The organism is Paenibacillus sp. FSL R5-0810, assembly GCF_038002285.1.
Taxonomy (GTDB): Bacteria; Bacillota; Bacilli; order Paenibacillales; family Paenibacillaceae; genus Paenibacillus_AQ; species Paenibacillus_AQ lactis.
In genome coordinates this window covers 634,741-657,202 of sequence record NZ_JBBOCF010000001.1, presented here as the reverse complement: position 1 = coordinate 657,202, position 22,462 = coordinate 634,741, and the positions used below count along the sequence as shown (strand labels likewise).

The 22,462-nt window shown below is 53.4% G+C and carries 27 protein-coding genes and 2 pseudogenes; 5 read left to right on the top strand and 24 right to left on the bottom strand.

The window, feature by feature from the left end:
- Nucleotides 1-171: 171 nt before the first annotated feature.
- From rnc to MKX76_RS03025, 10 genes and pseudogenes are all read right to left on the bottom strand, one after another.
- Complete coding sequence (rnc, locus tag MKX76_RS03070; RefSeq protein WP_028406687.1) at nucleotides 172-870, bottom strand: ribonuclease III; 699 nt, start codon at nucleotides 868-870, stop codon at nucleotides 172-174.
- 12 nt (nucleotides 871-882) lie between these two features.
- Nucleotides 883-2,121, bottom strand: coding sequence for a beta-ketoacyl-ACP synthase II (fabF, locus tag MKX76_RS03065; RefSeq protein ID WP_341032973.1), 1,239 nt, complete (start codon nucleotides 2,119-2,121; stop codon nucleotides 883-885).
- A gap of 161 nt (nucleotides 2,122-2,282) precedes the next feature.
- Nucleotides 2,283-2,516, bottom strand: a complete 234-nt coding sequence (gene acpP / locus MKX76_RS03060) for an acyl carrier protein (RefSeq protein ID WP_007132116.1) — start codon at nucleotides 2,514-2,516, stop codon at nucleotides 2,283-2,285.
- 113 nt (nucleotides 2,517-2,629) lie between these two features.
- Nucleotides 2,630-3,379 (bottom strand): 3-oxoacyl-[acyl-carrier-protein] reductase, encoded by a 750-nt coding sequence (gene fabG / locus MKX76_RS03055; RefSeq protein ID WP_007132117.1) that lies wholly within the window; start codon nucleotides 3,377-3,379, stop codon nucleotides 2,630-2,632.
- Nucleotides 3,380-3,420: 41 nt separating this feature from the next.
- Entirely contained in the window at nucleotides 3,421-4,353 is a 933-nt protein-coding gene (fabD, locus tag MKX76_RS03050; protein WP_007132118.1) for an ACP S-malonyltransferase, read from the bottom strand.
- Nucleotides 4,354-4,405: 52 nt separating this feature from the next.
- The gene (locus tag MKX76_RS03045; RefSeq protein ID WP_007132119.1) at nucleotides 4,406-5,395 is read right to left on the bottom strand and encodes a beta-ketoacyl-ACP synthase III; all 990 of its coding nucleotides are present in this window, start codon (nucleotides 5,393-5,395) and stop codon (nucleotides 4,406-4,408) included.
- 8 nt (nucleotides 5,396-5,403) lie between these two features.
- Nucleotides 5,404-6,390, bottom strand: coding sequence for a phosphate acyltransferase PlsX (gene plsX / locus MKX76_RS03040; protein WP_007132120.1), 987 nt, complete (start codon nucleotides 6,388-6,390; stop codon nucleotides 5,404-5,406).
- Nucleotides 6,374-6,974, bottom strand: a pseudogene (fapR, locus tag MKX76_RS03035) (transcription factor FapR). Before fapR ends, plsX begins: the two are co-directional and overlap by 17 nt.
- A 181-nt stretch (nucleotides 6,975-7,155) precedes the next feature.
- Nucleotides 7,156-7,329, bottom strand: coding sequence for a 50S ribosomal protein L32 (gene rpmF, locus MKX76_RS03030; protein WP_006211382.1), 174 nt, complete (start codon nucleotides 7,327-7,329; stop codon nucleotides 7,156-7,158).
- Between the two features lie 52 nt (nucleotides 7,330-7,381).
- Nucleotides 7,382-7,891 (bottom strand): YceD family protein, encoded by a 510-nt coding sequence (locus MKX76_RS03025; RefSeq protein ID WP_007132122.1) that lies wholly within the window; start codon nucleotides 7,889-7,891, stop codon nucleotides 7,382-7,384.
- Between the two features lie 199 nt (nucleotides 7,892-8,090).
- Between MKX76_RS03025 and MKX76_RS03020 the strand changes: the two genes are divergently transcribed.
- Nucleotides 8,091-9,326, top strand: a complete 1,236-nt coding sequence (locus MKX76_RS03020) for a nucleotidyltransferase (RefSeq protein WP_007132123.1) — start codon at nucleotides 8,091-8,093, stop codon at nucleotides 9,324-9,326.
- Here the strand turns inward: MKX76_RS03020 and MKX76_RS03015 are convergent.
- The gene (locus MKX76_RS03015) at nucleotides 9,316-10,356 is read right to left on the bottom strand and encodes a SepM family pheromone-processing serine protease (RefSeq protein ID WP_007132124.1); all 1,041 of its coding nucleotides are present in this window, start codon (nucleotides 10,354-10,356) and stop codon (nucleotides 9,316-9,318) included. The genes MKX76_RS03020 and MKX76_RS03015 overlap by 11 nt on opposite strands.
- 110 nt (nucleotides 10,357-10,466) lie before the next feature.
- Between MKX76_RS03015 and MKX76_RS03010 the strand changes: the two genes are divergently transcribed.
- Nucleotides 10,467-11,678 (top strand): nucleoside recognition domain-containing protein, encoded by a 1,212-nt coding sequence (locus MKX76_RS03010; protein ID WP_007132125.1) that lies wholly within the window; start codon nucleotides 10,467-10,469, stop codon nucleotides 11,676-11,678.
- Here MKX76_RS03010 and coaD read toward each other — a convergent pair.
- The 3 genes from coaD to MKX76_RS02995 form a co-directional block, all read right to left on the bottom strand.
- A complete protein-coding gene (gene coaD, locus MKX76_RS03005) occupies nucleotides 11,656-12,171 on the bottom strand; it encodes a pantetheine-phosphate adenylyltransferase (protein WP_007132126.1) in 516 nt (171 codons plus the stop codon). The two genes, MKX76_RS03010 and coaD, sit on opposite strands and share 23 nt — an antisense overlap.
- Nucleotides 12,155-12,766, bottom strand: coding sequence for a 16S rRNA (guanine(966)-N(2))-methyltransferase RsmD (gene rsmD / locus MKX76_RS03000; RefSeq protein WP_028406694.1), 612 nt, complete (start codon nucleotides 12,764-12,766; stop codon nucleotides 12,155-12,157). The genes coaD and rsmD overlap by 17 nt, the downstream gene beginning before the upstream one ends.
- 577 nt (nucleotides 12,767-13,343) lie before the next feature.
- A complete protein-coding gene (locus MKX76_RS02995; protein WP_007132128.1) occupies nucleotides 13,344-13,943 on the bottom strand; it encodes a short chain dehydrogenase in 600 nt (199 codons plus the stop codon).
- A gap of 177 nt (nucleotides 13,944-14,120) precedes the next feature.
- Between MKX76_RS02995 and MKX76_RS02990 the strand changes: the two genes are divergently transcribed.
- Nucleotides 14,121-14,804 (top strand): stalk domain-containing protein, encoded by a 684-nt coding sequence (locus MKX76_RS02990; RefSeq protein WP_007132129.1) that lies wholly within the window; start codon nucleotides 14,121-14,123, stop codon nucleotides 14,802-14,804.
- 92 nt (nucleotides 14,805-14,896) lie between these two features.
- Here the strand turns inward: MKX76_RS02990 and MKX76_RS02985 are convergent, their stop codons facing one another.
- Entirely contained in the window at nucleotides 14,897-15,028 is a 132-nt protein-coding gene (locus MKX76_RS02985; protein WP_077567186.1) for a sporulation protein YjcZ, read from the bottom strand.
- Between the two features lie 170 nt (nucleotides 15,029-15,198).
- On the bottom strand, nucleotides 15,199-15,441 hold the full coding sequence (locus MKX76_RS02980; protein ID WP_341032972.1) for a helix-turn-helix domain-containing protein: 243 nt from the start codon (nucleotides 15,439-15,441) through the stop codon (nucleotides 15,199-15,201).
- A 177-nt stretch (nucleotides 15,442-15,618) separates the two neighbouring features.
- On the opposite strand from MKX76_RS02980, the gene MKX76_RS02975 reads away from it, so the two are divergent.
- Nucleotides 15,619-16,290, top strand: a complete 672-nt coding sequence (locus tag MKX76_RS02975) for a tetratricopeptide repeat protein (protein WP_341032971.1) — start codon at nucleotides 15,619-15,621, stop codon at nucleotides 16,288-16,290.
- 104 nt (nucleotides 16,291-16,394) lie between these two features.
- Here MKX76_RS02975 and MKX76_RS02970 read toward each other — a convergent pair whose 3' ends face one another.
- From MKX76_RS02970 to rpiA, 4 genes and pseudogenes are all read right to left on the bottom strand, one after another.
- Complete coding sequence (locus MKX76_RS02970; RefSeq protein ID WP_007132132.1) at nucleotides 16,395-17,030, bottom strand: GDSL-type esterase/lipase family protein; 636 nt, start codon at nucleotides 17,028-17,030, stop codon at nucleotides 16,395-16,397.
- 120 nt (nucleotides 17,031-17,150) lie between these two features.
- Nucleotides 17,151-17,587: pseudogene (locus tag MKX76_RS02965) on the bottom strand (GNAT family N-acetyltransferase).
- 50 nt (nucleotides 17,588-17,637) lie between these two features.
- Nucleotides 17,638-18,087, bottom strand: a complete 450-nt coding sequence (locus tag MKX76_RS02960) for a MarR family winged helix-turn-helix transcriptional regulator (RefSeq protein ID WP_007132134.1) — start codon at nucleotides 18,085-18,087, stop codon at nucleotides 17,638-17,640.
- 65 nt (nucleotides 18,088-18,152) lie between these two features.
- On the bottom strand, nucleotides 18,153-18,851 hold the full coding sequence (rpiA, locus tag MKX76_RS02955) for a ribose-5-phosphate isomerase RpiA (protein ID WP_341032970.1): 699 nt from the start codon (nucleotides 18,849-18,851) through the stop codon (nucleotides 18,153-18,155).
- Between the two features lie 89 nt (nucleotides 18,852-18,940).
- On the opposite strand from rpiA, the gene MKX76_RS02950 reads away from it, so the two are divergent.
- The gene (locus MKX76_RS02950) at nucleotides 18,941-19,138 is read left to right on the top strand and encodes a hypothetical protein (protein ID WP_007132136.1); all 198 of its coding nucleotides are present in this window, start codon (nucleotides 18,941-18,943) and stop codon (nucleotides 19,136-19,138) included.
- Between the two features lie 46 nt (nucleotides 19,139-19,184).
- Here MKX76_RS02950 and MKX76_RS02945 read toward each other — a convergent pair whose 3' ends face one another.
- The 4 genes from MKX76_RS02945 to MKX76_RS02930 form a co-directional block, all read right to left on the bottom strand.
- A complete protein-coding gene (locus MKX76_RS02945) occupies nucleotides 19,185-19,760 on the bottom strand; it encodes a macro domain-containing protein (RefSeq protein ID WP_007132137.1) in 576 nt (191 codons plus the stop codon).
- An 80-nt stretch (nucleotides 19,761-19,840) separates the two neighbouring features.
- Nucleotides 19,841-20,260 carry a hypothetical protein gene (locus MKX76_RS02940; RefSeq protein WP_007132138.1) on the bottom strand — a complete coding sequence of 140 codons (420 nt, stop codon included), beginning with the start codon at nucleotides 20,258-20,260 and terminating at the stop codon, nucleotides 19,841-19,843.
- A gap of 64 nt (nucleotides 20,261-20,324) precedes the next feature.
- On the bottom strand, nucleotides 20,325-20,948 hold the full coding sequence (locus tag MKX76_RS02935; RefSeq protein ID WP_007132139.1) for a TraX family protein: 624 nt from the start codon (nucleotides 20,946-20,948) through the stop codon (nucleotides 20,325-20,327).
- A 302-nt stretch (nucleotides 20,949-21,250) separates the two neighbouring features.
- A complete protein-coding gene (locus MKX76_RS02930; RefSeq protein ID WP_007132140.1) occupies nucleotides 21,251-22,459 on the bottom strand; it encodes an SLC45 family MFS transporter in 1,209 nt (402 codons plus the stop codon).
- Nucleotides 22,460-22,462 lie beyond the last annotated feature (3 nt).

The following is a 22,462-nucleotide window of genomic DNA, read 5'->3' as shown; positions in this document are numbered from 1 at the left end:
AGAATCGGCTTTTCCGCTGTCTATGGACGGAGTTTTTCTTCCGAAAAAAGTCGACTCTCCTATCAGGATAGCTGGACAACGAAAAGAGCAAAAAACAGTCATTTCATCCGGATCCGGTTATCTGCCTGACTGCTCTTTGCTCTTTGTTTGTCCTATTCCTAAAGCGAAGCATCAGCCGTCCGAGCGCTTCAGCTGCTTGAGCGCTACCGCCGCCGCTTGCTGCTCGGCTTCCTTCTTGGATCTTCCGCTTCCGCGTCCAAGACATTTGCTTCCCATGTATACCTCTGAGACAAACTCCCGCTCATGTGCCGGTCCACGCTCCTCGACGATGCGATATTCCAGCGCACCCATGCTGTGATGCTGCGTCAGTTCTTGAAGCTCGGTCTTATAATCGCTCATCTGCGGACGGCCATTGACGGTGATTGAAGGAAATACATGATCGTGCAAAAATTGACGCACCGCCTCCAGTCCTTGATCCAGATAAAGCGCCCCCACAAACGATTCGAATACATCAGCCAGAAGAGCCGGGCGGGTACGTCCGCCCGTCATTTCCTCTCCCTTGCCGAGCAATACGTACCGTCCGAAATCCAGACGCAGGGCGAACTGCACAAGCGAAGGCTCGCATACGATGGAAGCCCGAAGCTTGGTCAGCTCTCCTTCCGGCCGGTCCGGAAACAGATTGTATAGAAACTCGCTGACGGTCAGCTCCAGAACCGCATCGCCCAAAAATTCGAGGCGTTCATTGTCCTGGTTCTGACTGAAGCGGTGTTCGTTTACATAAGATGCGTGGGTAAAGGCCTGCTTCAGCAGCATTGCATTTCGAAATTGAATATGGAGTTTATGCTGTAACTGCTTCAGATCTCCACTCAACACACTATCTCCTTACTCGGCGTATTTTTTCAGGATAATCGTTGCATTATGACCGCCGAACCCGAAGGAGTTGGACATGACGACGTCCAGATCGGCTTCGCGCGGATGATTTGGTACATAGTCGAGATCGCATTCTGGATCCTGATTCTCCAGATTGATCGTCGGCGCGATGCGCTGATGCTTCAGGCTCAGACCGCAAATAACCGCCTCAACCCCGCCGGCGGCTCCCAGCAGATGACCTGTCATCGATTTAGTGGAGCTTACCGCCACTTTATACGCATGATCGCAGAGCGCAAGCTTGACGGCTTGGGTCTCGGACCGGTCACCGACCGGCGTCGACGTGCCGTGGGCATTAATGTAATCCACTTCCTCCGGCGAGATGCCCGCGTCGCGGATCGCCATCTTCATGCAGCGTGCCGCTCCGTCAGGATCAGGCTCGGTAATGTGGTGAGCGTCTGCGCTAAGGCCGTAGCCAATGACCTCGGCATAGATTTTCGCTCCGCGCGCCTGAGCATGCTCCAGCGATTCGAGCACAAGCACTCCGGCGCCTTCACCCATGACAAATCCGTCGCGGCCCGTATCAAACGGCCGGCTTGCCTTCTCCGGCTCATCGTTGCGGGTCGACATCGCGCGCATCGCGCAGAAGCCCGCCATGCCGGTCGGACGGATCGTAGCCTCAGCTCCGCCGCAAATCATGACATCCGCATCGCCGCGCTGGATCAAACGGAACGAATCCCCGATCGAGTGCGTCCCGGTTGCGCAAGCCGTAACCTGTGTCGTATTCGGGCCTTTGGCTCCAAGGTTAATGGACATTTGACCGGAAGCCATGTTCGCGATCATCATCGGAATGAAGAACGGGCTGACGCGCTTCGGTCCCTTTTCAAGCAAAATGTTATGCTGGTCTTCCCAAGTACCGAGACCGCCGATGCCCGATCCGATCGACACGCCGACACGCTCTGCATCAACATTGCTTCCGATCTCGAGCCCGCTGTCCTCCAGCGCCTTCGAGCCTGCAGCAACGGCGAACTGTACGAAACGGTCCATTTTGCGGGCTTCCTTCCGGTCCATGTAATCCTCCGGATTGAAGTCCTTCATCGACGCTGCAATCTGCGTGGTGTATTCACTGACATCAAAGGATTCAATGCGGGATACACCCGATTTTCCTTCCATCAGGCTGTTCCAAAATGTGTCCAAGTCCTGACCGAGAGCTGTCATGACTCCCATTCCTGTTACAACGACTCTACGTTTCATCAAGCTCACCTCTATATGGACTGCTTGTCCCTCCCCTTCATCCGGTCAAGGATTCAACGAGAAGGGACATCGCAGCAATAATCTATCATTGGTTGCATGAATACGGCGATTGAATGAGGAGAAGTCCCGCCTGGCTAAAGAACGGGACTTAACTTTATGACTTAGGTATGAGATTGTATGTAGTTTACAACTTCACCTACGGTCGTAATTTTCTCCGCATCTTCATCAGAGATCTCCATATCAAACTCATCTTCCAATTCCATCACCAATTCCACTACATCGAGAGAATCAGCTCCAAGGTCATCTTTGAAAGATGCTTCTAGTGTCACGTCGGCTTCGTCAACACCCAGGCGGTCGACAACGATGCGTTTCACGCGTTCCAATACATCGGACATCCGGCTCACCTCCTCTTGGTAATTATACGAGATATGACTTCAAATTGCCATAGAAGGCATTTGAAAACGTTATAGTTTCGACGCCCTAGGCGTCTAGGCTGCGAAAGCGGCTTCTACATATACATGCCGCCATCCACATGAAGCACCTGGCCGGTCATATAAGAGGCGCTTTCGGATGCCAGAAAAGCAACAACTCCGGCAACCTCCTCCGGCTGACCCAGCCGGGCAAGCGGAATGCCGCCAAGCAGCCCCTCTCTCATATCCTCAGACAGCTCCCGCGTCATGTCGGTATCGATAAAGCCCGGTGCCACTGCATTCACGGTAATGCCCCGTGATGCCAATTCGCGGGCGGCCGACTTCGTCAAACCGATGACGCCGGCCTTCGCGGCCACATAGTTGGCCTGGCCCGGATTGCCGAGCGCTCCGACGACGGAGGAAATATTGATGATCCGACCGTAGCGCTGCTTCATCATCGGACGGGTTACCGCCTTCAGGCAGTTGAACACCCCTTTAAGATTCGTCTCAATCACCTGATCGAATTCCTCTTCCTTCATGCGCATGATTAAATTATCTCTAGTAATCCCTGCATTATTCACAAGGATATCTATTCGACCAAATGCATCCAATACCTGCTTCACCATGGCATCCGCTTCATCAGCCCGTCCAACGTTGGATTGAATCGCGATGGCTGATACGCCTTTCGCGCGGACCGCTTCCACGACTTCCGCAGCGGCAGCTTCACTCCCTGCATAATTGACAGCGACGTTAGCGCCAAGATCGGCGAGCGCAAGCGCGATGCTGCGGCCGATGCCGCGGGAAGCACCCGTAACAAGCGCAGTCTGCCCCTTCAGTCCCTCATTCATACCTGTACCTCCTTTCAAAAAGGATCTCTCTTCATTCGAATTCACATCAAGGATTCGAGTTTTTCAGCGTTCTCCAGGCTGTTCACATTAACCACCTTGACGGATTTGTCAATCTTTCGGATGAGTCCGCTAAGCACGCTGCCCGGACCAATCTCGACAAAAGTATCGACGCCTTGCGCGATCATCCATTCAACGCTGTCCTGCCACAATACCGGAGAGTATACCTGCTCGACCAGCAGACCGCGGATCTCCGAAGCATCCTCCACCGGACGGGCCGTCACGTTCGCCACAACCGGCACGGCTGGAGAATGGAAGGTCGCTGTCTCCAGCTTGTCTCCAAGCCGGCTGGCTGCATCCTTCATCAGCGAGGAATGGAAGGGCCCGCTTACTTCAAGCGGAATGGCGCGTTTGCCGCCTGCTTCCTTCACTCGTTCCGCCGCGGCAGCGACGCCCTCGGCGGAGCCGGAAATAACGATCTGCCCCGGGCAGTTCATATTCGCAAGCTCAACCACATGCCCGTCGGCCGTAATGCTGCTGCACAGCTCGGCCAGCGCCTGACGTTCGGCGCCTAGCACAGCCGCCATGGAGCCTTGCCCGCCCGGAACGGCCGCCTCCATATATTCACCGCGCGCCCTTACGATCGAAACCGCTTCTTCGAATGTCAGGACGCCGGCGCATACAAGCGCGCTGTATTCGCCCAGGGAATGGCCTGCGACAAAGTCGGGCTTAATCCCTTTGCCGCGAATCGCTTCCAGATAGGCCATGCTCGTCGTCAGAAGAGCCGGCTGCGTATTCGCCGTTTGCTTAAGCTCTTCATCAGGCCCGTTGAAAATAATGGAGCTGAGCGAAAAACCCAGCTTGTCATCCGCAGTTTGAAAAATGTCCCGTGCAGAGGGGACCGCGTTGAATGCATCCTGTCCCATCCCCACGGACTGGGCGCCCTGCCCCGGAAATATAAATGCTGTTTTCCCCACAATCGTCGGCTCCCTTCATGCGCGAAGATCCATTCGCGCTAAATGTGCGATGTCACCAGATGAGTACGGACGAGCCCCAGGTTAATCCGCCGCCAAAGCCTACCATGAGCACTTTATCGCCTGGCTTCAACCGGCCGGACTCCTGTGCTTCGACTAGAGCCAGGGGCACGGATGCGGCTGACGTATTCGCATACTTGTCGACATTGATGACAACCTTTTCTTCAGGAAGCTCAAGCCGTTCCATCGCCGATTTGATAATCCGGATATTCGCCTGATGCGGAATGAATAAGTCGATGTCCTTCTTATCGATCCCCGCCTTGGCCAATACGGCCTCCGTTGCGCTTCCCATGACCCGTACCGCAAATTTAAACACTTCGCGTCCGTTCATATAAATGTAATGTTTATTCGTATTTACCGTCTCCGCCGATGCCGGCAGTCTTGAACCTCCAGCCTCGATGTACAGATGCGCGCCGCCTGCGCCTTCGGCGCCAAGATCAAAGGCTTGGAACCCTCGGCCTTCCGGCACTTCTCCGACAATCGCTGCGCCGGCTCCGTCGCCGAACAGCACGCAGGTGTTCCGATCGCTGTAATCCGTGATTCGCGACAGGCAGTCTACACCGATCACCAAGGCATTGTTGTACATGCCCGTTTTCACGAAATTCGTGGCAGTAGCCAGTCCGTATACAAATCCGGAGCAGGCTGCCGAAAGGTCAAATGCCGCCGCCTTCTTGGCGCCTAAACGATCCTGCAGCAGGCAGGCCGTTGACGGGAAGAACATGTCGGGAGTAATGGTAGCCACGATAATCAGCTCCAGATCCTCCGCATGCATGCCCGCCGATTTCAGGGCGTTCACGGCAGCATGATAGGCCAGATCCGATGTTGCCTCATGCTCGGCTGCAACATGACGCTCCTTGATGCCGGTACGGGAGACGATCCACTCATCGCTCGTATCCACCATCTTCTCCAGATCCTGGTTAGTTAAAATCTTCTCCGGCACATATTTGCCGGTGCCAATAATTCCGACCGGACGCAACTTGTTCATATCCTCACTCACTTCCCGCTGATTTCCTTCGAAATGCTCTCTACCAACTGATTCTGCAAAGCTGTGCGCGCCTGGCGGATCCCGTTCTTCACCGCGTTCGCATCCGATGAGCCATGGCTCTTCACAACGAGGCCGCCAAGACCGAGAAGCGGAGCCCCGCCGTGCTCCTTGTAATCCAGCATCGACTTCAAGCTGCGCAGCTCCGGCATCATGAGCGCGGCGGCGAGCTTGGTTTTGAGCGATTTGCCGAACTGCTCCTTGAGCAGCGAGAACAGCGCGCCGGCCGTTCCTTCAATGGATTTAAGCAATATGTTGCCGGCAAAACCGTCGCACACCAGCACATCGCATACGCCGTTCATCACATCACGCGATTCCACGTTGCCGACAAAATGGATCGGCAGCTCCTCAAGCAAAGGGTACGCGTGCTTCGTCAGCTCGTTTCCTTTGCCGGCCTCCGTCCCGACGTTGAGCAATCCGACGCGGGGCTTGGCGATTCCATGCACCTTCTCGCGGTATAGGCTGCCCATTAGCGCGTACTGCTGCAAATGCTCGGGCTTCGAATCCATGTTCGCGCCAAGATCCAGCGCAAGCATTCCCTTGCCGTCAAGCGTCGGAATCATGGGTGCCAGCGCCGGGCGCTCGATTCCGTTCATCCGGCCGACGACGAGCAGCCCCGTTGTCATCAAGGCGCCCGTGTTGCCCGCGGAGATCATGGCGTCTGCCTCCCCTTCGCGGATCATTCGTCCCGCAACGACCATCGAGGCATCCTTCTTCCGGCGCACAGCCTTCACGGGCTCATCCTCCGCCTCGATGACCTCACTGGCATGGACGATCTTCAGATTGGAGGGACGCTCCTGCAGCAGACCTTCGATCCGCGCCTGATCGCCAACGAGGATAACCTCCGTATCCGTCCATTCCTTCGCCGCGAGCAGCGCGCCTTCCACATTGCTGTTCGGCGCATGGTCACCGCCCATCGCATCAACGACAATTCTCATGCCTATTTCCTCCTTCACTTATGTCATTCCCCTGCAGATCGGTATATTACGAAATTCCCCTGGAACACCATTTCATCGGAGACATAAGTAAACACTTCCACCTTCGCCTTCTGCCCCGCAATGTTCCGGACATAAGCCTTGGCTATGCATTTCTCCCCGAGCTTAACCTGTCTCAAAAATCGGATGTCCGCCGAGGAAGTCAGTGCGATTTCGTCGTTTATTACTGCCACAGCAAGTGAATTGGCCTGAGCGAACACATAGTGTCCGCGCGCAATCCGGGTTTTGCTGAATACATGCTCCTCACGAATTTCGAATATTGATATTCCGCTCTTGTCTAATTGCAAGTCAACAACGTCTCCGATGACTTCCTCAAGCGACAACGAGCGAACCTGATCGTAGGAATGCTCGGCCATCTGCTTCATTCGCTCCCGAAGCTCCGGGATGCCGAGTTCCATCCGGTCCAGGCGAATCGTCTGAATGCTGACTTTAAGCTGGCGCGTCAACTCGCGGTCCGTAACAAAGGGATTCTCGTCGATCAGCTGGACCAGCCGCTTGTGACGGTCTTTCTTAGATAAACGATCGATGACGAAACAACTCCTTCTGCCGCTATTATAGCCGCCATACTTCAAACCTATATGTAAATTAGTCGCAAATATTAGAACCTGGTACTAATGTTAAGTATAAATGATGTCACGTTAAAAAGAAAGAGGACCGGGACAAAAAAAATAGCACCTCACCAGAGATGAAGTACTACTTATGAAAAGACTATTGTTTGATGATCTCTCTTGCCTTATACGTTCCGCATACTTTACATACGCGATGAGCAAGCTTCAGTTCTCCGCATTGCTCGCATTTCACCATGCCCGGCACAGCCAGCTTAAAGTGAGTACGACGCTTGTCACGACGTGTTTTGGACGTTCTACGTTGAGGTACTGCCATGTTCCCACCTCCTTATCGGTTCAACCCGCTTTCACGGGTATCCTATCCATCATCATTTAAAGAAGTCCTTTAGCCCGGCCAATCTCGGATCAATTACTTCCGTGTCGCAATCGCAGGCGCCTTCATTAAGATCTTTGCCGCAATTGTGGCAAAGTCCCTTGCAGTCGTCCCTGCATACCGGAGCTAGCGGCAGTTGAAGAAGAAATGCTTCCTCCACATATGGAGCGAGATCCACACTCTCGCCTTGCACATATGTCGTGTCGTCATCTTCGTCCTGAATGGATTCAGGATTCTCCACCTGCTGGAATACTTCATGAAAAGGGATGTGCAGATGTTCGTTGACCGGCTTCAAGCAGCGGGAGCATTTCATCTCCAGCTCAGCTTCCAAGCTTCCCCGAACGTCTACCGAGCCTGCAACGGACGGAACTGCCTTCAAATCCACTTGCAGCGGCTGAACGGCGACGATATCCTTCCGACCCTTTACGGCATTCGTAACATCCACGGTTTGATGGAACTGTAACGGTTGATCGCTGGTTGTCAATTTACGAAATTGAATAAGCATATCCATCACTCCAAACAAACAAAGATTATTATACCGATTCAGCCGGAGTTTTGTCAACAGGATTACCTTTAAGAACCTTGCGGATATCCTTTTTTTGCGCCGCGGCAGGCACTGCATGCAACGCCGCTTACGCATGCGTTTATTCTTGCAGTTTCGGCATCGAATTATGTTATATTCTTAAGCAAGGAGTTGAAGTACAGTGAAAACGGTTGGAATCGTGGTTGAATATAACCCCTTACATAACGGCCATGAGCTGCATTTTCATAAATCCAAAAAAATCACGCGCGCGGATGCGGTAGTCGCCGTCATGAGCGGTCCGTTCCTCCAGCGCGGCGAGCCCGCCATTGCCAGCAAGCGCGCCCGAACGGAAATGGCGCTTGCCATGGGGGTCGACCTCGTGCTCGAGCTGCCGGTCACCTATGCGGTGCAGCCGGCGGAATGGTTCGCATACGGCGCCGTCGCCACCCTTCATGCAACAGGCGTCGTGGACTGCCTGTCATTCGGATCGGAGAGCGGTACGCTGGAGCAGCTTCTCCCTCTCTCCCGCATCCTCGCCAGGGAACCGGACAGACTTCGCGCGGAGCTTGACCAGCGCCTTGCGGAAGGGCTAAGCTTCCCGTCCGCCTACGGCGCCGCGGCTGCCGCCGCCTTTGGCGTTTCCGAAGAAGACGCTGCCGGGCTGCGGGAACTGCTTACGAAGCCGAATAATTCCTTAGGGCTGCATTACCTGATCGCGCTTCACCGGTTAGGGAGCTCCATAGAGCCCTTCACCATCTCCAGGGAAAGCGCCCAGTATCATGACCCCGAGCCAGGGACCGGATCCATCGCCAGCGCAACGGCGGTCCGCAGGATCATTGCCAACCAAGGCATTGAAGCGGCTGCTCCGTATATTCCCGAATATACGCTGCGGATCCTGGAACGCGAAATCCGATCGGGCAGAGCCCCGATGAACTGGGACAGGTTCCGCCAGCCGCTGTTCCAGACCTTGCTCACATCTCCCCCGGCCCAGCTTGCGCAGTGTCTGGAAGTGACCGAAGGGCTTGAGTATCGAATCCGCCGAATGCTCCCCAAGCTCGATAACAGCTCCGTGGATGCGCTGCTGGATTCGCTCAAGACCAAACGATACACCCGTACCAAGCTGCAGCGCATGCTGGTGCATATTATGCTGAACCACCAGAAAGCCGGGATGAATCCCGGCGAGCTTGTCCGTGGCCCGGGCTATATCCGTGTGCTTGGGTTCAATGAGACTGGAAAAAAACTGCTGAGAACGATGAGGAAGACCGCTTCCCTTCCGGTCGTCATTAAACCGGCCTCGCTGGATCATCCCCAGCTTACGCGCGACCTTCAAGCAGCCGCCGTGTACGCCAACGCCTACCCGAATGCGGACGCCCGCGACCTCTACCATGACTATCGGCTGCCGCCCCTTACTCTTTAGGCGGCAGCTGCTCCAGATAGTCCAGCGCATCCTGCAGGCGCTCGACTTGTACAAGCTTCATGTCCGTTCCGATCCGGTCGGCCCGCTTCTTGGCTTCCTCGTAGTTCTTCGTCGGCACGAAGAAGATTTCGGCTCCCTCCCTGTCGGCCGCAACAATTTTGTGCTTCACGCCGCCGATGGGACCAACCTTGCCCGACTTGTCGATCGTGCCCGTTCCGGCGATCCGGTAGCCCTTGCTCAAATCGCCCGGCGTGAGCTGATTGTAAATTTCCAGCGTGAAGATCAATCCGGCCGAAGGTCCCCCGATGTTGGTATCCGCAAAGTTGATCACGTAATCCGGGTTGCTCGGCGCAACCTTCTGCATGGTGGCGATCATGACCCCAAGACCCGGGCGCTCCGCTCCCGTCTTTTCGTCCTTGATGCTGACGAGAGACACATCCTCCTTCAAGGTTTTACCTCCACGCTCCAGCTCCACCGACACCTTGTCTCCGACTTGCTTGCCGCTTAACAATGCGGCGATTTTCTCGTTGTCCTTCGCAGGCTGTCCGTCAATCCGGATCAGTTTGTCTCCCGGCCGAAAATGATCCGCATTGGCGGAATCGTCAGGGATCGACATCACGAACACGTAGGCCGGCTCAATGGCATATTCAACGCCGGCTGCCTGATAGGCAGCCTCCATAGCGGACGATTGGGAGGAGTTCATGTAATAGACCTGGGTGGCCGCGTATTCCTCCTTGCTCTGATCCCCCATCTTTTCAGCCTTTTGCACAACCTCGGCATTCGGATTGAACGTCGACATCATCAGCAAGGCAAGGTTCGCATAACTGGCCGATACGGTCGTCATCATGAACGTCCCCTCTTCCTCGGGATCGCTCTTCTCGACGCGGATCATCGGCCGCACCTCCTCGGCGCTGCCCGGCTGATAAATCAAATAAGGTGTCGGCATGTACACGACCAGGTACACCATTAATCCAACCATCAATAAATACAGTATAATTCTTGAGCCATTCGGTTTAACAGTCTTCTTCATCGCATTCTCCCTCGCCTTCTAAATCCGGGCCTCGCGCCAAGATTGGTCTGACGGTTGTCTCCCTTGCATAAAGTTGTACTAGCTATGTTTACGTCGAAAGGAGATTCCTTATGAATAAAGGCAACGCCACCAAAACCCAGTCCGGATTCGCCAGCACCGTCCTGCTGGGGGCAGCCGCCTTCTTGCTGGTGCTGGCCGTCGTCAGCGCGCCCGAGCCCGCCTTTCAGGCCACCCTGCAAGCTTTGAAATTATGGTGGAACATCGTATTTCCCGCACTGCTGCCGTTTCTTGTCCTTGTGGAAATATTGATGGCCTACGGCTTCGCCCATGGTGCAGGCGTTCTGCTCGATCCGCTCATGCGAAAGCTATTCAAGCTGCCGGGCAGCGGCGGCTGGGTGCTCATTACAGGGATGACCGCCGGATTTCCGGCCGGCGCTCAAGCCGCCGCCTCCATGCACAGGCAGGGCGACCTCGGCCCAGGCGAAGCGGGAAGGCTTGCCGCCATGGCCCACTTCTGCAATCCGATGACGATTCTGGTTGTCATCGGAACCGGGCTGCTCCATCAGCCAGCGGCGGGGTACCTGCTCCTTATCGTGCACTGGATTACCGGCCTCCTGGCCGCGTGGCTGTTCAGTTTTTTCAGAAGAACACCGCATGGACGAAACGATGTTGCAAAACCGAACAAGCCTGCCCGGCAAGTTCCGCTATTAAAGCGAGCCGCTGCGGCTGCATTGGAAGCCCACAAACGGGACGGGCGCAGCTTTGGCAGACTGCTGGGAGACTCCGTCACCCGCTCTGTCCAAACCTTAATGATGGCCGGCGGCTTCATCCTGTTATTTGCCGTGCTTACCCGGGTACTGTCCGAAAACGTGCTGCCCTTGCTTCCTTCTTATTTTACCTCGGGATTGCTGGAAATCCACCTTGCATCCGCATCGATCAGCAGCTCCGCCTTTACGAACAGCGCCATGCAGCTTGCCGTCTTATCCGCCGTACTCGCCTGGAGCGGCATTAGCGCCCAGCTGCAAAGCCTCTCCCTTATGCGGGATGCCGGCCTTTCGTGGAGCTACTTTATCCTGAAGCGAATCGTTCATTCCTTGCTCGCATTCTTGGTTATGCTGGTATGCTGGAAGCCCGCAAGCAGCCTGTCTGCCGCCATCGTCCCGGCCTTCAGAACGGAGCCGCCGCAGACTGGACAGAACGGGAATATCTTCAACCTGTGGACAGGATTTCCGTCCGTTCTTCAAACACAAATTGCCTTTTTCTTGCTGATTGCGGCAGCGCTATGGGTGATTTCATCCATTATTGTTCGCGTGCGGCGTTGAATTTACGGCGCAAAGCCGCATCCACCTCGGGACTGACCAGGTCGGTCGTATCGCCGTTGAAGTGTGCGATCTCTTTAACCAGACTTGAGCTGAGAAAGGAATATTTCGGATGGGTCATCATGAAGATCGTCTCCGCATCGGGATTCAGCTTATGATTGGTCGAGGCGAGCTGCAGCTCATACTCGAAATCCGTAACGGTCCGGATCCCGCGGACGATCACTTGCGCATTCCGCTGACGCACATAATTGGCTAACAGATCGCGGAAGCTGTCGATTTCCACGTTCGGCAGATGACGCGTAGCCTCTCTCAACAGATCCTTCCGCTCCTCCACCGTAAACAGCGGGTTTTTGCTTAAGTTGTTTAGAACGGCCACGATCAGCAAGTCAAACTGCTTTGAAGCCCTCGTAATGATATCCATATGCCCCATCGTCACAGGATCAAAGCTGCCGGGATAAACGGCAATTCGATATGTACTATTATTCTCGGTTGTCATCGTGTGATTCCTCCTCATCCGCACCGGCAGCTTGTCCTTGTACGGTTTCGTATCTGTATATGGTGACGGCGGTTTCGCCGTACCTCGCTGTTCGCATGCCGTGAAAATGGCCGAAGCTCTCCGGATATTCATAGCCCGACTCATATTCCAGAACAATAACGGCTCCCTCGCGTAGAAGCTTGCGCTCCGCCATATCATTCATGAGCTCATCCCCATTTTTGAATTTATAGGGAGGGTCCAGAAACACCAGATCGAATGCCGCGCCCCGCTTCTCCAGCACCTTAAGCGCTCTTGCCGCATCGTTGCGATATACCTCTGCCGCCTCTTGCAGGCGTACAGCCTTCAGATTATCCTTGATCGTCTCAATGCTCCGCTGCTCCACGTCAATAAAAACAGCACGATCCATTCCCCGGCTTAACGCCTCGATGCCAAGGCCGCCCGTGCCCGCAAACAGGTCAAGGACGGTTCCCCCGTCAAAGTAGGGGCCGATCATACTGAATATCGCTTCCTTCACTTTATCCGTCGTCGGACGGGTGCTCATGCCGGGAACGCTTTTCAGCGGTCGGCCTTTTGCACTTCCGGATACTACTCTCACTGCTCGATTCACCCGTTTCATCACATCAAGATTCATGGCCATGACGGCCATAGCATTGATTATCGTAACATAATCCTGCCGCATATGAAAAATGAAACATGCCCCCTCTTCATTTTTTTTCAAACTCAGGTATATTTCCGCTCCTGCCGGGCATCCTAAAGATATCGACATCAATGAATGTCGTAGACAACCGCGGAGAAGACTTACGTTTCCCCATAAGCTCTTCGTCCGGTTTCTCCTCTCCCATGAGGGAGCCTCTTCGGAGGCTCCCGAAAACAATCCCTGCAGTATCAGGATTTTACTGTAGGGATTGTTTTCTTTTTTTTTGTTCCATTTCGATGGATTTCGGCTCGGTATCTTAATTAAAAAAAACCGCTCATTTAAGATGAGCGGCTTCTTTTAACTGAGATGCTATCATCACCGTGATTTCTTAATATACCCCCGGATGTCGTTGAGCAGTTCATCGTCATCTTCCACCAGCTGTAACCGTCCGGCCTCCGTTCGTGTAACCTAAAGCGGGTGCGAACATAATTTTTTCCGAGTTTAAACTTAGGGAGCATATCAGGTGATGCGCAGCTCAATAAACCGTGTACGTTTGTCCGGTTTGGGCACCTTCAACGCTCTTTCGGTAGGCAAGCGCGGCTCTCCCGGCAGATACGGGCTCAAAGCCCGGGAAGTATGGACCGTATGTATCCATCGATTCCTTAAGTACATTGGGGCTGACATTGTTAATACGTATCCCTCGCGGCATTTCAATGGCTGCAGCCTGAACGAAGGCTTTAATCGCTCCTCCAGCCATGGCGGAAGATATACCTCCAATAATGGGACTGTCCATAATAATGCCGGTGGTTAACGTAAAGCTTCCCCGATCATGAACATGGTCCAGCCCGAGCAAAACAAGATTGATTTGCCCCTTCAATTTACCCATAATCGCGATTTCATTCAACTCCGGCGTCAATTCGTGGAGAGGACCAAAGTAAGCCTGGCCTGCGGTACAGACCACTGCATCTACGGAGCCGACAGCCTTATACATACTCGCGATACTTTCAGGAACGGACATATCCATGGTGATATCAGCACCTTTGCGTCCAGCTGTTATAATTTCATGATGCTGCCCCAGCTCTTTGCGAACCGCTGTCCCCAGTGTTCCGGATGCGCCCACCATCAAAATTTTCATGACCCTATTCCTCCATCCTGTTGGTCTGTATATGTCAATAATTGGACAAGTCAAATCGTATCACATGGAATTGCTAAATGCCAGATCGGGGAGCCTTGCTGTTCTATTCTTCAATTATGTATAATGGCCTGGCATGCCCTTACATAGGGGAAAGAGTAAAAAGGAGGAAATGAAACATTGAAGAAAAGGTTTGTAGCATTACTGTCTGCGGCAACATTGGTCGGCGGGATGACGATTGGTGTAAGTGCAGCTCCCGTCCTTGAGAAGATCACAGCTCATTTGAACTGGGGCATTGCCTACGAGGTGAATGGAAAGCAATGGACGCCGAAGGATCAGTCGGGGAACCGCATCGCCGCCATTTCTTATAACAACACGACTTACCTACCTGTCCGAGCGGTATCGGATGCACTGGGCGTTGCAGTGGAATATGATAATAAAGCTCAGAAAATCAAACTAGGCGAAAAATCGGATCTAACCCCGATTACATCGGAAGAGATTAAATTGTCATATGCCTCTGTTATAACCAAGGACAAGCAGCACACCGTACATAATGGTAAAGATTATGGTTCAGGAGTCATCCTCAATAGCATTAATGGGGTAGAAAAAGGATTCACGTTAAGACCTGGAGGCAAACACCAAACCCTCGAATTGTCCGTATTCCCTGTATCGGTTAACAAAGATATCGTGGTAAAAATCATGAGTGGGGGCGTGCTCCTGAAAGAAGTCGTTATCACTCCGAGCGACAGCATTGAAACAGTCACCGTTGATATTGATGGAGCCAAAGAAATCGAGGTTTCGGCTAAGTACCCAAAAGTCGAAATTGGCGACGATATTCTATTCTTCGCTGGAACTTATAAGTAAACGATAATGGAAGAAGAGCCCCTGCCATCGGCAGGGGCTCTTCTAGCGCTTTCAGCAGGTCGTGATTACTCTGTTCACTATAAAAGAATGGATTAGATAAATGCGCGAGTAATGATCACCAACAAGATGAATAATACCAAGATAGCACCTACTGAAGAGCCGTATCCATAACCACCATATCCTCCAGCTACTCCGCTCACATGTATCCCTCCTTTTTTGAACATACACCATACTATGACGCTTCCGCTAAAATGAACTGGGCGATCAACCTGACCGGACAATAATAATGAAAATGCCCCCGGGTCCAGGGGTCCATCCGTCATTAAAACAAAGACGCCAGGGCGCTTCTACTCCCTCGCGTCTTCCGTATATAGGCCTCTAATAAAGGCGGTTGTTATTCTTCTTCTTCGATCAATCGGTTGGGATCCGCCGGATTCAATAATTTCCTGCGCCGGTCAATCAGCCCTTCCTCCCCATGCTCGCGGAATTTGCGCATCCATACCTTTAACCGCCCGATGTCTGAAATTTGCAAGACGGATGCCACCTCTTTCTTCGTTTTACCCGCAAGCCGCATGGCGACTGCCTTCTTCTTCGTTTCGAAACTGTAGGTATGAAATGTCTGCCCCTTTTTCGCCATGATTATCACCTCTTTACTATGTATATCGGCCGAGGCTGCCCGTATTTCAATACCCCGGGTACTCCGGGCAAGTCACGCCTGAGCAGAGCCTTTGAAATCGAAATATGATCTTCCAAAGACCCCAGGATATGGTATAATTTCGTAAGAATTCATGAACTAGAAATTGGGGGATCATCCTTGGGGAAATTCATTATTTTTGGCATGCTGTTTTATATTTTCGGCAATCCGTTCATCGCCATTATTGTTCTTCTGCTTATCGTTTACGTCCTGGACCGCAGATTTGTCGGGGTGTTTCCCAGCATTACGCGTCCGATTCAGCGGGCAAGACAGATATCCAAGCTGCGAAAAAATATCGCAGCCAGTCCCAGCGACGTCTCCTCGCGACATGAGCTGGCAAGGCTGCTGATCGAGCGCCGCAAATACGGGGAGGCGCTGAAGCTGCTGGAGTCCATCTCGGAAAGCTTGCAGGATTCGGCGGAATACTGGGATGATATCGGCACCGCCCGCCTGAAGACCGGAAATACCGCTCAAGGAGAAGCGGATATCCTTCAAGCGCTGGATATCAATCCCCGGGTAAAATACGGCCGGCCATACCTAAGGCTTGCCGACGCGTTCCGCACGGCGGATTCCGCGAAAGCCCTCGATTATTTACAGAAGTTTCATACCATGCACTCTTCTTCTTCTGAAGCATACTACCTCCTGGGAACCATGTATCGGGTTCTGGGACAGCTTCAGGAATCCAAGGAAGCCTTCTCGGAGTCGATGAGCGTATACCGATCCCTTCCCAAGTACAAGCGGCGCCAAGAACGCAAGTGGGCGGTTCGGAGCTTTTGGCGGAACTTATTCTAAACGTGCCTGAAATCCATTATAAGAAGCTCCGCAGCAAGTTCACCCCTTCGAAGCATAACAAGGCCCGCCGGCGATTTGCCAGCGGGCCTTGTCATGCTTCTATGTTATACCAGCGGCTTGTACCCAAGCCGATGCAGCTGCTCGGCGATAATCCGGTAGCCTTTCCCGTTCGGATGAAGCCCATCCACCGATAGCAGCTCCTTCTCTTTGCCTGCAAATGCGGCATTCACATCGGCAATCCGGAAGTACACGTCGCTGAGGCTATGAAGATATCGATTAAACCGCGATACGTATTCCCCTGCTTCCCCGGAAGCAGGATAAGGATTGTACAGCCCGACGGCACGGATGAAATAAGCTTTGCCGCCTCCTGCCTTAATATTTCGAATATGCTTGACGGTGTTAGACATGTAATACTGGCAACGGAGCAGCGCCCGATCCAGAGATTCCCGGTCAGGACGGCCGCCGGCGGATTTCACGGCTCTGATCAAGTCGTTGCCGCCAATCGTTATGGTTATGATATGAGCCTGCTGCAAATGGTAACGATAGGCCGGATTTTGAACGATCCGCTCATACAGCCCCTCGGATGTTAATCCGTTGATCCCCATATTTTCGTGAGCCACAAATTGCTGAAGTCTCTCTTCCGCCATCCGGCGATATAGCGGAACAAAGCCGCTGCCAGGCATCGCCCCGAACCCGAAGGTCAGCGAATCGCCGACAGCGGTATAATGGTACACCAACATGTTCACCCCCTGTCCCGCTCGTTATGACATTATATGAGCGGGAGCATCGGTTGTGAAACGGGACAGTGCCTCGGATAAAAAGAATACAGGCTGATGCTTGTTCTTCGGATTACAGGGCCCTTAATCCGATGTCTCCTCATCGACCTCATAAATACAACGGAACCGTTCAACCCCAGGATATTTCTCGCCGAGGCTGTGCACTTCAAAGCCGATATTCCGGTAAAAGTCCACCGCTTCATCGTCGGTCTCCGCGATAACTCGCTTAGGCTTAGGATCGAGCTGAAGCAGCAGCTCCAATATCATCCCCCGTCCATAGCCTTTCCCCCGGTTCTCCGGGAGTACGGCAAGATGTCTGATCGTAACTTCATCCCGCTGAATATCACAGCCGATAATGCCGACGAGAAGCCCCTCCTCACGTAACCATAGAGCTTGCTCCCGCCTTCGGCCTTATAAAGTGAAACGGCCTTCTCTACCTGATCCGGATCGGGAAAAACCGAATAGCCAAGCAGTTCCCTTACCTCCAGCTTAGCCGCTTGGGATGTCATTTCCTTGAGCATACCTTGTATCTCCCATCATTATTGTGTGTATGAACAGACGAAAGCCTGTGTTAGAGCATTTCCTCCGCGCTTCGGCCTAGCTTCTTCAGAAGCTTGACCGCCTCTGCCTTTTCTTGATCGGTCAAGCCGCTGAGCGCCTTGATCATCAGCTGCTGGTGGCCGGGAAAGATCGATTCGAAGAACGCTTTGCCCTCCGGGGTCAGCTCCGCATATATCACGCGGCGATCCTCTGCTGATGCCCGCCGCACGAGGAGATTTTTCTTCTGCAGCTTGTCTACCACATATGTAATATTGCCGCTCGAGATCAGCACTTTTTCACCGATTTTCTGCAGCGGCTGCGGTCCTTTGTGGTACAGAACATCCAGGACGCCGAATTCCGTGGAATTCAGCCCGTGACTCTGAATGCTGCGGTTGGAATGCGTCATAACCGCATTATAGGCTCTTGCCAAAATAACCATCAAATGCAATGGATAATCCTCTTGTTCTTGAATATCCGACATATTTCACCCTCCGAAAGTTGTCATGTATTAAGGTTAATGAACGCAAGGCTCAACTGTCAAATGGATTATTCACTCGCCGAGTCAGCTCCGATAATCCGCACCGACCCGTCCCGGCATCCAATGATCGCTTGATCGGCCATCCCTAGAAACAAGCCGTGCTCGACCACGCCCGGAATGCCCGTCAGCCCGGCAGCCAGCTCTTCAGGCTCGGAGATCCGCCCAAAGCTGCAGTCTGCAATATAGTTGCCATTATCCGTCTCATAGACGGCTCCTTCGCGGTCACGGCGGATTTGTACAGAGCATCCAAGCTCCTTCAAGGATTGAACGGTCCATTCGTAGGCGAAAGGAATGATTTCGACCGGTAGCGGAAACGCCCCCAGAACGGGCACCTCCTTCGTCTCATCGGCAATGATAATCAGCTTGTCGCTGCGGTACGCCGTCATTTTCTCACGCAGCAGCGCTCCTCCTCCGCCCTTGATTAGCCGTAGCATCCCGTCAAGCTCATCCGCTCCGTCAATCGTCAAATCCAGTCGGTCGATATCCCGGACCGGGGTGAGCGGAATCCCCTGCTGAACCGCGAGCTCCTCGGAAGCCCGAGAGGTCGCTACAGCTTGGATATCGAGCCCCGCCCGGACCATTTCCCCGATTTTGAGAATGGCGTAATAAGCCGTTGAACCGGTTCCGAGACCGACCTTCATCCCGCTTTGGACATAACCGGCAGCACGCTCCGCCGCACTTTGCTTCATATTGTATTCCGTGTTCATACCGTGATCTCACCTTTCTACATCATGGTGCAACCCATGCTATAATATTCAATTATACCGACTTATTTCGTTCAACACGGAGGTTGAATATGCGAACCGAGAATCAGATCAAGTCCAAGCTCAATGAGCTTACCATGCAAAAAAAGCTGCTGCACGCCCGTATTGCACAGCTGGACGAGAGCAGTCCGCAGCGCGCTGCCCTAGTTCAACAGGAGGCCCGCCTCGACGATATGATGATCATGCTGGAATGGGTGCTGAACGAGCCGGAAGGCTCCTACCATATGTAATCAAGTATACCGAAATAACGAGAGGGGCGCCTTGGCGCCCCTGCCCTTATATTTGAGCCTCCTTCTCCCGCGTGAAGCGTTCGAGCCAGTTCTCATAGAGCTCGGCGTTCTCGGGAGAATAACACACAAAGTCAATCCGCTCCAGCCGGTTATCCGGAAGGTCCTCCTCCAGCAGCTTCGTAACAGCCGTAAGGGCAACATCGCAGGCCGGGGCTTTCGGGTATTCATAGATGCCGGTGCTGATATTAGGAAAGGCGATGCTTCGTGCGCCTACCTCAATGGCAAGCAGAAGACTGTTTCGGTAGCATTCCGCAAGCGTGTGCTCCTCGCGGCGCCCGCCTCCCTCCCAGATCGGGCCGACGGTGTGAATGATATGCTGTGCAGCCAAGCGCCCCGCACCTGTAATAACGGCGTTGCCGGGCGGGCACCCGCCCTGCTGCTTGCGAATCTCCATGCACTGCTCCATAATTTCGGGTCCGCCGGCACTGTGAATTGCACCGTCGACCCCTTTTCCGCCCAGCAATCCCGAATTTGCCGCATTTACGATAATGTCGCCCGTCCATGTCGTAATATCGCCTATAATGACGGAGACCGATGTCCTTCCGATTTTAAATGTTTTCATTCGGAAAATCTCCTTTCGGTCTTTTAACCCTTTATTACCCCGCCTGAGGGGCGGTTGACCCTGAATGCCCCGGCTTGGTGTTATCTTTTTTTGGCGACCGCCGTTAGCCGTTCGGTCAGCCGGATCTCATCCTGGCCCTGGAGCGCTTCCTCAACCGTCCGGTAGAACCGGAGCGTCCCCCGGTCCCGCGCGGCTTTCAGATGGGAGAGAAATACATCCCCCGCCTCCTCCAGCTTCAGATCCTCGGCTTTATGCCGAACCCGGCATAAGTACACCTTCATGGGACCTTGAGGATCCTCATATTCCATAACGCCGATCGGTGTCAGGGTCCGTTCATCCTCCCTCGTGAATTGGGGTGTCTTATAAACGGTATATTCCGAAGCCGGCGGAGGAATGTATGCTTCCCGCTTTTTATCTGCGATCAATCTGGAATTCATGAACGCAAGATAACCTGCTGCCGCAAATAAAATTACGGCCGCAGCAATGGCAATATTCATCATCAATAAAGCCTCTCCTTCTAATGGTTCGTATCGATCCACTCCTCTGGGGCGACCGTGCGTCGATCTACATGAAAATCCGCATTACTGCGATGACGAGCAGATGCAACGGATAAAAGGAACGCCACACCCAGCGGCTTACCCGGACGGTTTCAAGCTTTCTCCAAATCTGCGGACCATAAGTAATAAGCACTGTAGGAATAACGCTCCACATTTGAAGCTCCCAGTTATTGACGAACAGGAACAGCAGATTCAGCAGCATATGAAGCGGGGCGAGCCAGCTCGGCTTCGCATATCGAAAGATGAGAATCAGCATGAGTCCATAAGCACCGTAATCAAATGGAAGATCATTCAAGAGCGTGCATGCGGCTATGATGAGCATCGACGACAGTATCCACGATTTCGAGCGTTCCAGCAGATAGAGCACCAGTGCCCCAACAAACAGCGTAACGACCACGTTCAAGCCTCGGGTATCAAGCGCCAGCTGATAGGGGATTTGGGATATAACCGCAATAACGGCAAGTCGCAGCATGTAACGCGGTCTCGAGGAGGTATAACGATGCCCTTGAACCAGGGCGTAAGCGTAGATGGGAAAGGCGATGCGTCCGATGATCCGCCAAAATTCCTGATTCGGATAAAATACGAGCCCCACATGATCAATCAGCATCGTCAGCATAGCGATCCATTGCATCACGGCCCTCCTCCTTTGTACAGCTTTCGAGTACGCTATGTATTTTCGGAACCCAGCATATCTATTATCGGTTGCTTTGGGGACGGTTGCAAGTAGCGTTGAGGCTTGCCGAGTAAAACCTGATCATGCTGCCCGGAACTGCCGGGCTGCTGCAGCGAGATCCTCTGCTGAGGTGTGTGCCAAGAAGGTCAGCCTAATGATCCGGCGAACGGGCTTTCAGCATTTAAAAAAACCACCCGGCTGATGTGCCGGATGGCTGCAATATCCCTTATTCATGGGAGAAGATTCAGGACTTCGTACGCTTACGGCGCCCCGGCCGAAGCCGCTTGCGGCTTGTTATGGCTCGATGACTCGGGATGGCGGATCATCAGGACGCAGATGAGCGCCAGCAGCATGCTGCCCGCCGCACAATAGAACAATATCGAATAGCCCATGCCGTCGATCAGCTTGCCGAGGAGAGGCGGCGAGGATATGGCGGCAAGTGAAGATACAAGATAGTACATCCCCGTTCTCGTGCCGATGCTATCCTCCGAGCCGGTGGACACAACGAACGGGTAGGAATTGATGTTGATGCACGCCCAGAACAATCCTCCCACGGTCAGCAGGATCCGCAGCACAAGCAGCGACTCGATCAGCGGCACGAGGGAGAATACAATAAGCAATCCCAGGACGCCTATGCTGATAACACGCTTCTTCCCGAACCTGCTGCCGAGCCATCCGCTGGGAATCGCGAACAGCACAAACGCCAGCGAGAAGAAGGTCAAGGAAAAGGACGCCTGTGACTCCGTCAGTCCCATTTCATTTTTACCGTACAGGGTAAACAGCGTCTCTACGCCTTGATAGGCAACAAACCAGAAGAAGATGGCAGCAAGCAGAAGCGCCGTCGTACGGTTCAGCTGTTTCTTGAAGGATACCGCGGACTTGGCTTCCGTCTGGGCTTGATAACCTGGAGCATCTCTCCGTTCTTTAATAAACACCGTCAAGATAAGAAGGGACGCCAAGGTGACGACTGCGGCGGCGATGAATGGCAGCGACGGATGGGCATTATAGAGAATGGATCCGGCACCGAATGCCAGTATCGAACCGACGCCTCCCATGAAGTTAATGATCCCGTTGGCGCGCGTACGGCGTCGCTCTTCCGTAATATCGGGCATCAAGGATACGGTTGGCGAGCGGTACAAGCTCATGGCGAGGTTCATCAGCACCATGAACAGGAGCAGCGTCGCCAGTCCGTTATGAAAGGGGATGATTGCCGTAAACAATGCGCCAAGCGGCATCCCGATCAGCAGATAAGGCATCCTTCTTCCGAACCTTGTATGCGTCCGGTCACTCCGACTTCCTATCCATGGCTGCAAAAATAAGGCAAAGTAATTGTCGATTGTCATGAAAAAACCGATCAACGCGACACTGGAGATGTACCGCTCCAGAAAATAAGGCACAAAAGCGTTATACAGTGCCCAGGTGATGCTAATGCTGAAAAAACCGAAGCCCAGCAGCCATGTTTTTCTCAAAAG

Excerpts from the sequence above, each read along its gene's own strand:
- MKX76_RS02945 (WP_007132137.1), bottom strand. The coding sequence starts at position 19,760 with ATGAAAACATTTAAAATCGGAAGGACATCGGTCTCCGTCATTATAGGC.
- fabG (WP_007132117.1), bottom strand. The coding sequence starts at position 3,379 with ATGAATGAGGGACTGAAGGGGCAGACTGCGCTTGTTACGGGTGCTTCC.
- MKX76_RS03045 (WP_007132119.1), bottom strand. The coding sequence starts at position 5,395 with ATGAACAAGTTGCGTCCGGTCGGAATTATTGGCACCGGCAAATATGTG.
- rpiA (WP_341032970.1), bottom strand. The coding sequence starts at position 18,851 with ATGAACACGGAATACAATATGAAGCAAAGTGCGGCGGAGCGTGCTGCC.
- MKX76_RS02940 (WP_007132138.1), bottom strand. The coding sequence starts at position 20,260 with ATGATGAATATTGCCATTGCTGCGGCCGTAATTTTATTTGCGGCAGCA.
- acpP (WP_007132116.1), bottom strand. The coding sequence starts at position 2,516 with ATGTCCGATGTATTGGAACGCGTGAAACGCATCGTTGTCGACCGCCTG.
- MKX76_RS03025 (WP_007132122.1), bottom strand. The coding sequence starts at position 7,891 with ATGCTTATTCAATTTCGTAAATTGACAACCAGCGATCAACCGTTACAG.
- MKX76_RS02995 (WP_007132128.1), bottom strand. The coding sequence starts at position 13,943 with ATGAAAATTTTGATGGTGGGCGCATCCGGAACACTGGGGACAGCGGTT.
- MKX76_RS02980 (WP_341032972.1), bottom strand. The coding sequence starts at position 15,441 with ATGGCGAAAAAGGGGCAGACATTTCATACCTACAGTTTCGAAACGAAG.
- MKX76_RS02985 (WP_077567186.1), bottom strand. The coding sequence starts at position 15,028 with ATGTTCAAAAAAGGAGGGATACATGTGAGCGGAGTAGCTGGAGGATAT.
- coaD (WP_007132126.1), bottom strand. The coding sequence starts at position 12,171 with ATGACAACCGAGAATAATAGTACATATCGAATTGCCGTTTATCCCGGC.
- fabF (WP_341032973.1), bottom strand. The coding sequence starts at position 2,121 with ATGAAACGTAGAGTCGTTGTAACAGGAATGGGAGTCATGACAGCTCTC.
- MKX76_RS02935 (WP_007132139.1), bottom strand. The coding sequence starts at position 20,948 with ATGCAATGGATCGCTATGCTGACGATGCTGATTGATCATGTGGGGCTC.
- MKX76_RS03015 (WP_007132124.1), bottom strand. The coding sequence starts at position 10,356 with ATGAAGAAGACTGTTAAACCGAATGGCTCAAGAATTATACTGTATTTA.
- MKX76_RS02970 (WP_007132132.1), bottom strand. The coding sequence starts at position 17,030 with ATGTTGGTGTACCATTATACCGCTGTCGGCGATTCGCTGACCTTCGGG.
- plsX (WP_007132120.1), bottom strand. The coding sequence starts at position 6,390 with ATGAGAATTGTCGTTGATGCGATGGGCGGTGACCATGCGCCGAACAGC.
- MKX76_RS02960 (WP_007132134.1), bottom strand. The coding sequence starts at position 18,087 with ATGTCGGATATTCAAGAACAAGAGGATTATCCATTGCATTTGATGGTT.
- rpmF (WP_006211382.1), bottom strand. The coding sequence starts at position 7,329 with ATGGCAGTACCTCAACGTAGAACGTCCAAAACACGTCGTGACAAGCGT.
- MKX76_RS03010 (WP_007132125.1), top strand. The coding sequence starts at position 10,467 with ATGAATAAAGGCAACGCCACCAAAACCCAGTCCGGATTCGCCAGCACC.
- MKX76_RS02950 (WP_007132136.1), top strand. The coding sequence starts at position 18,941 with ATGCGAACCGAGAATCAGATCAAGTCCAAGCTCAATGAGCTTACCATG.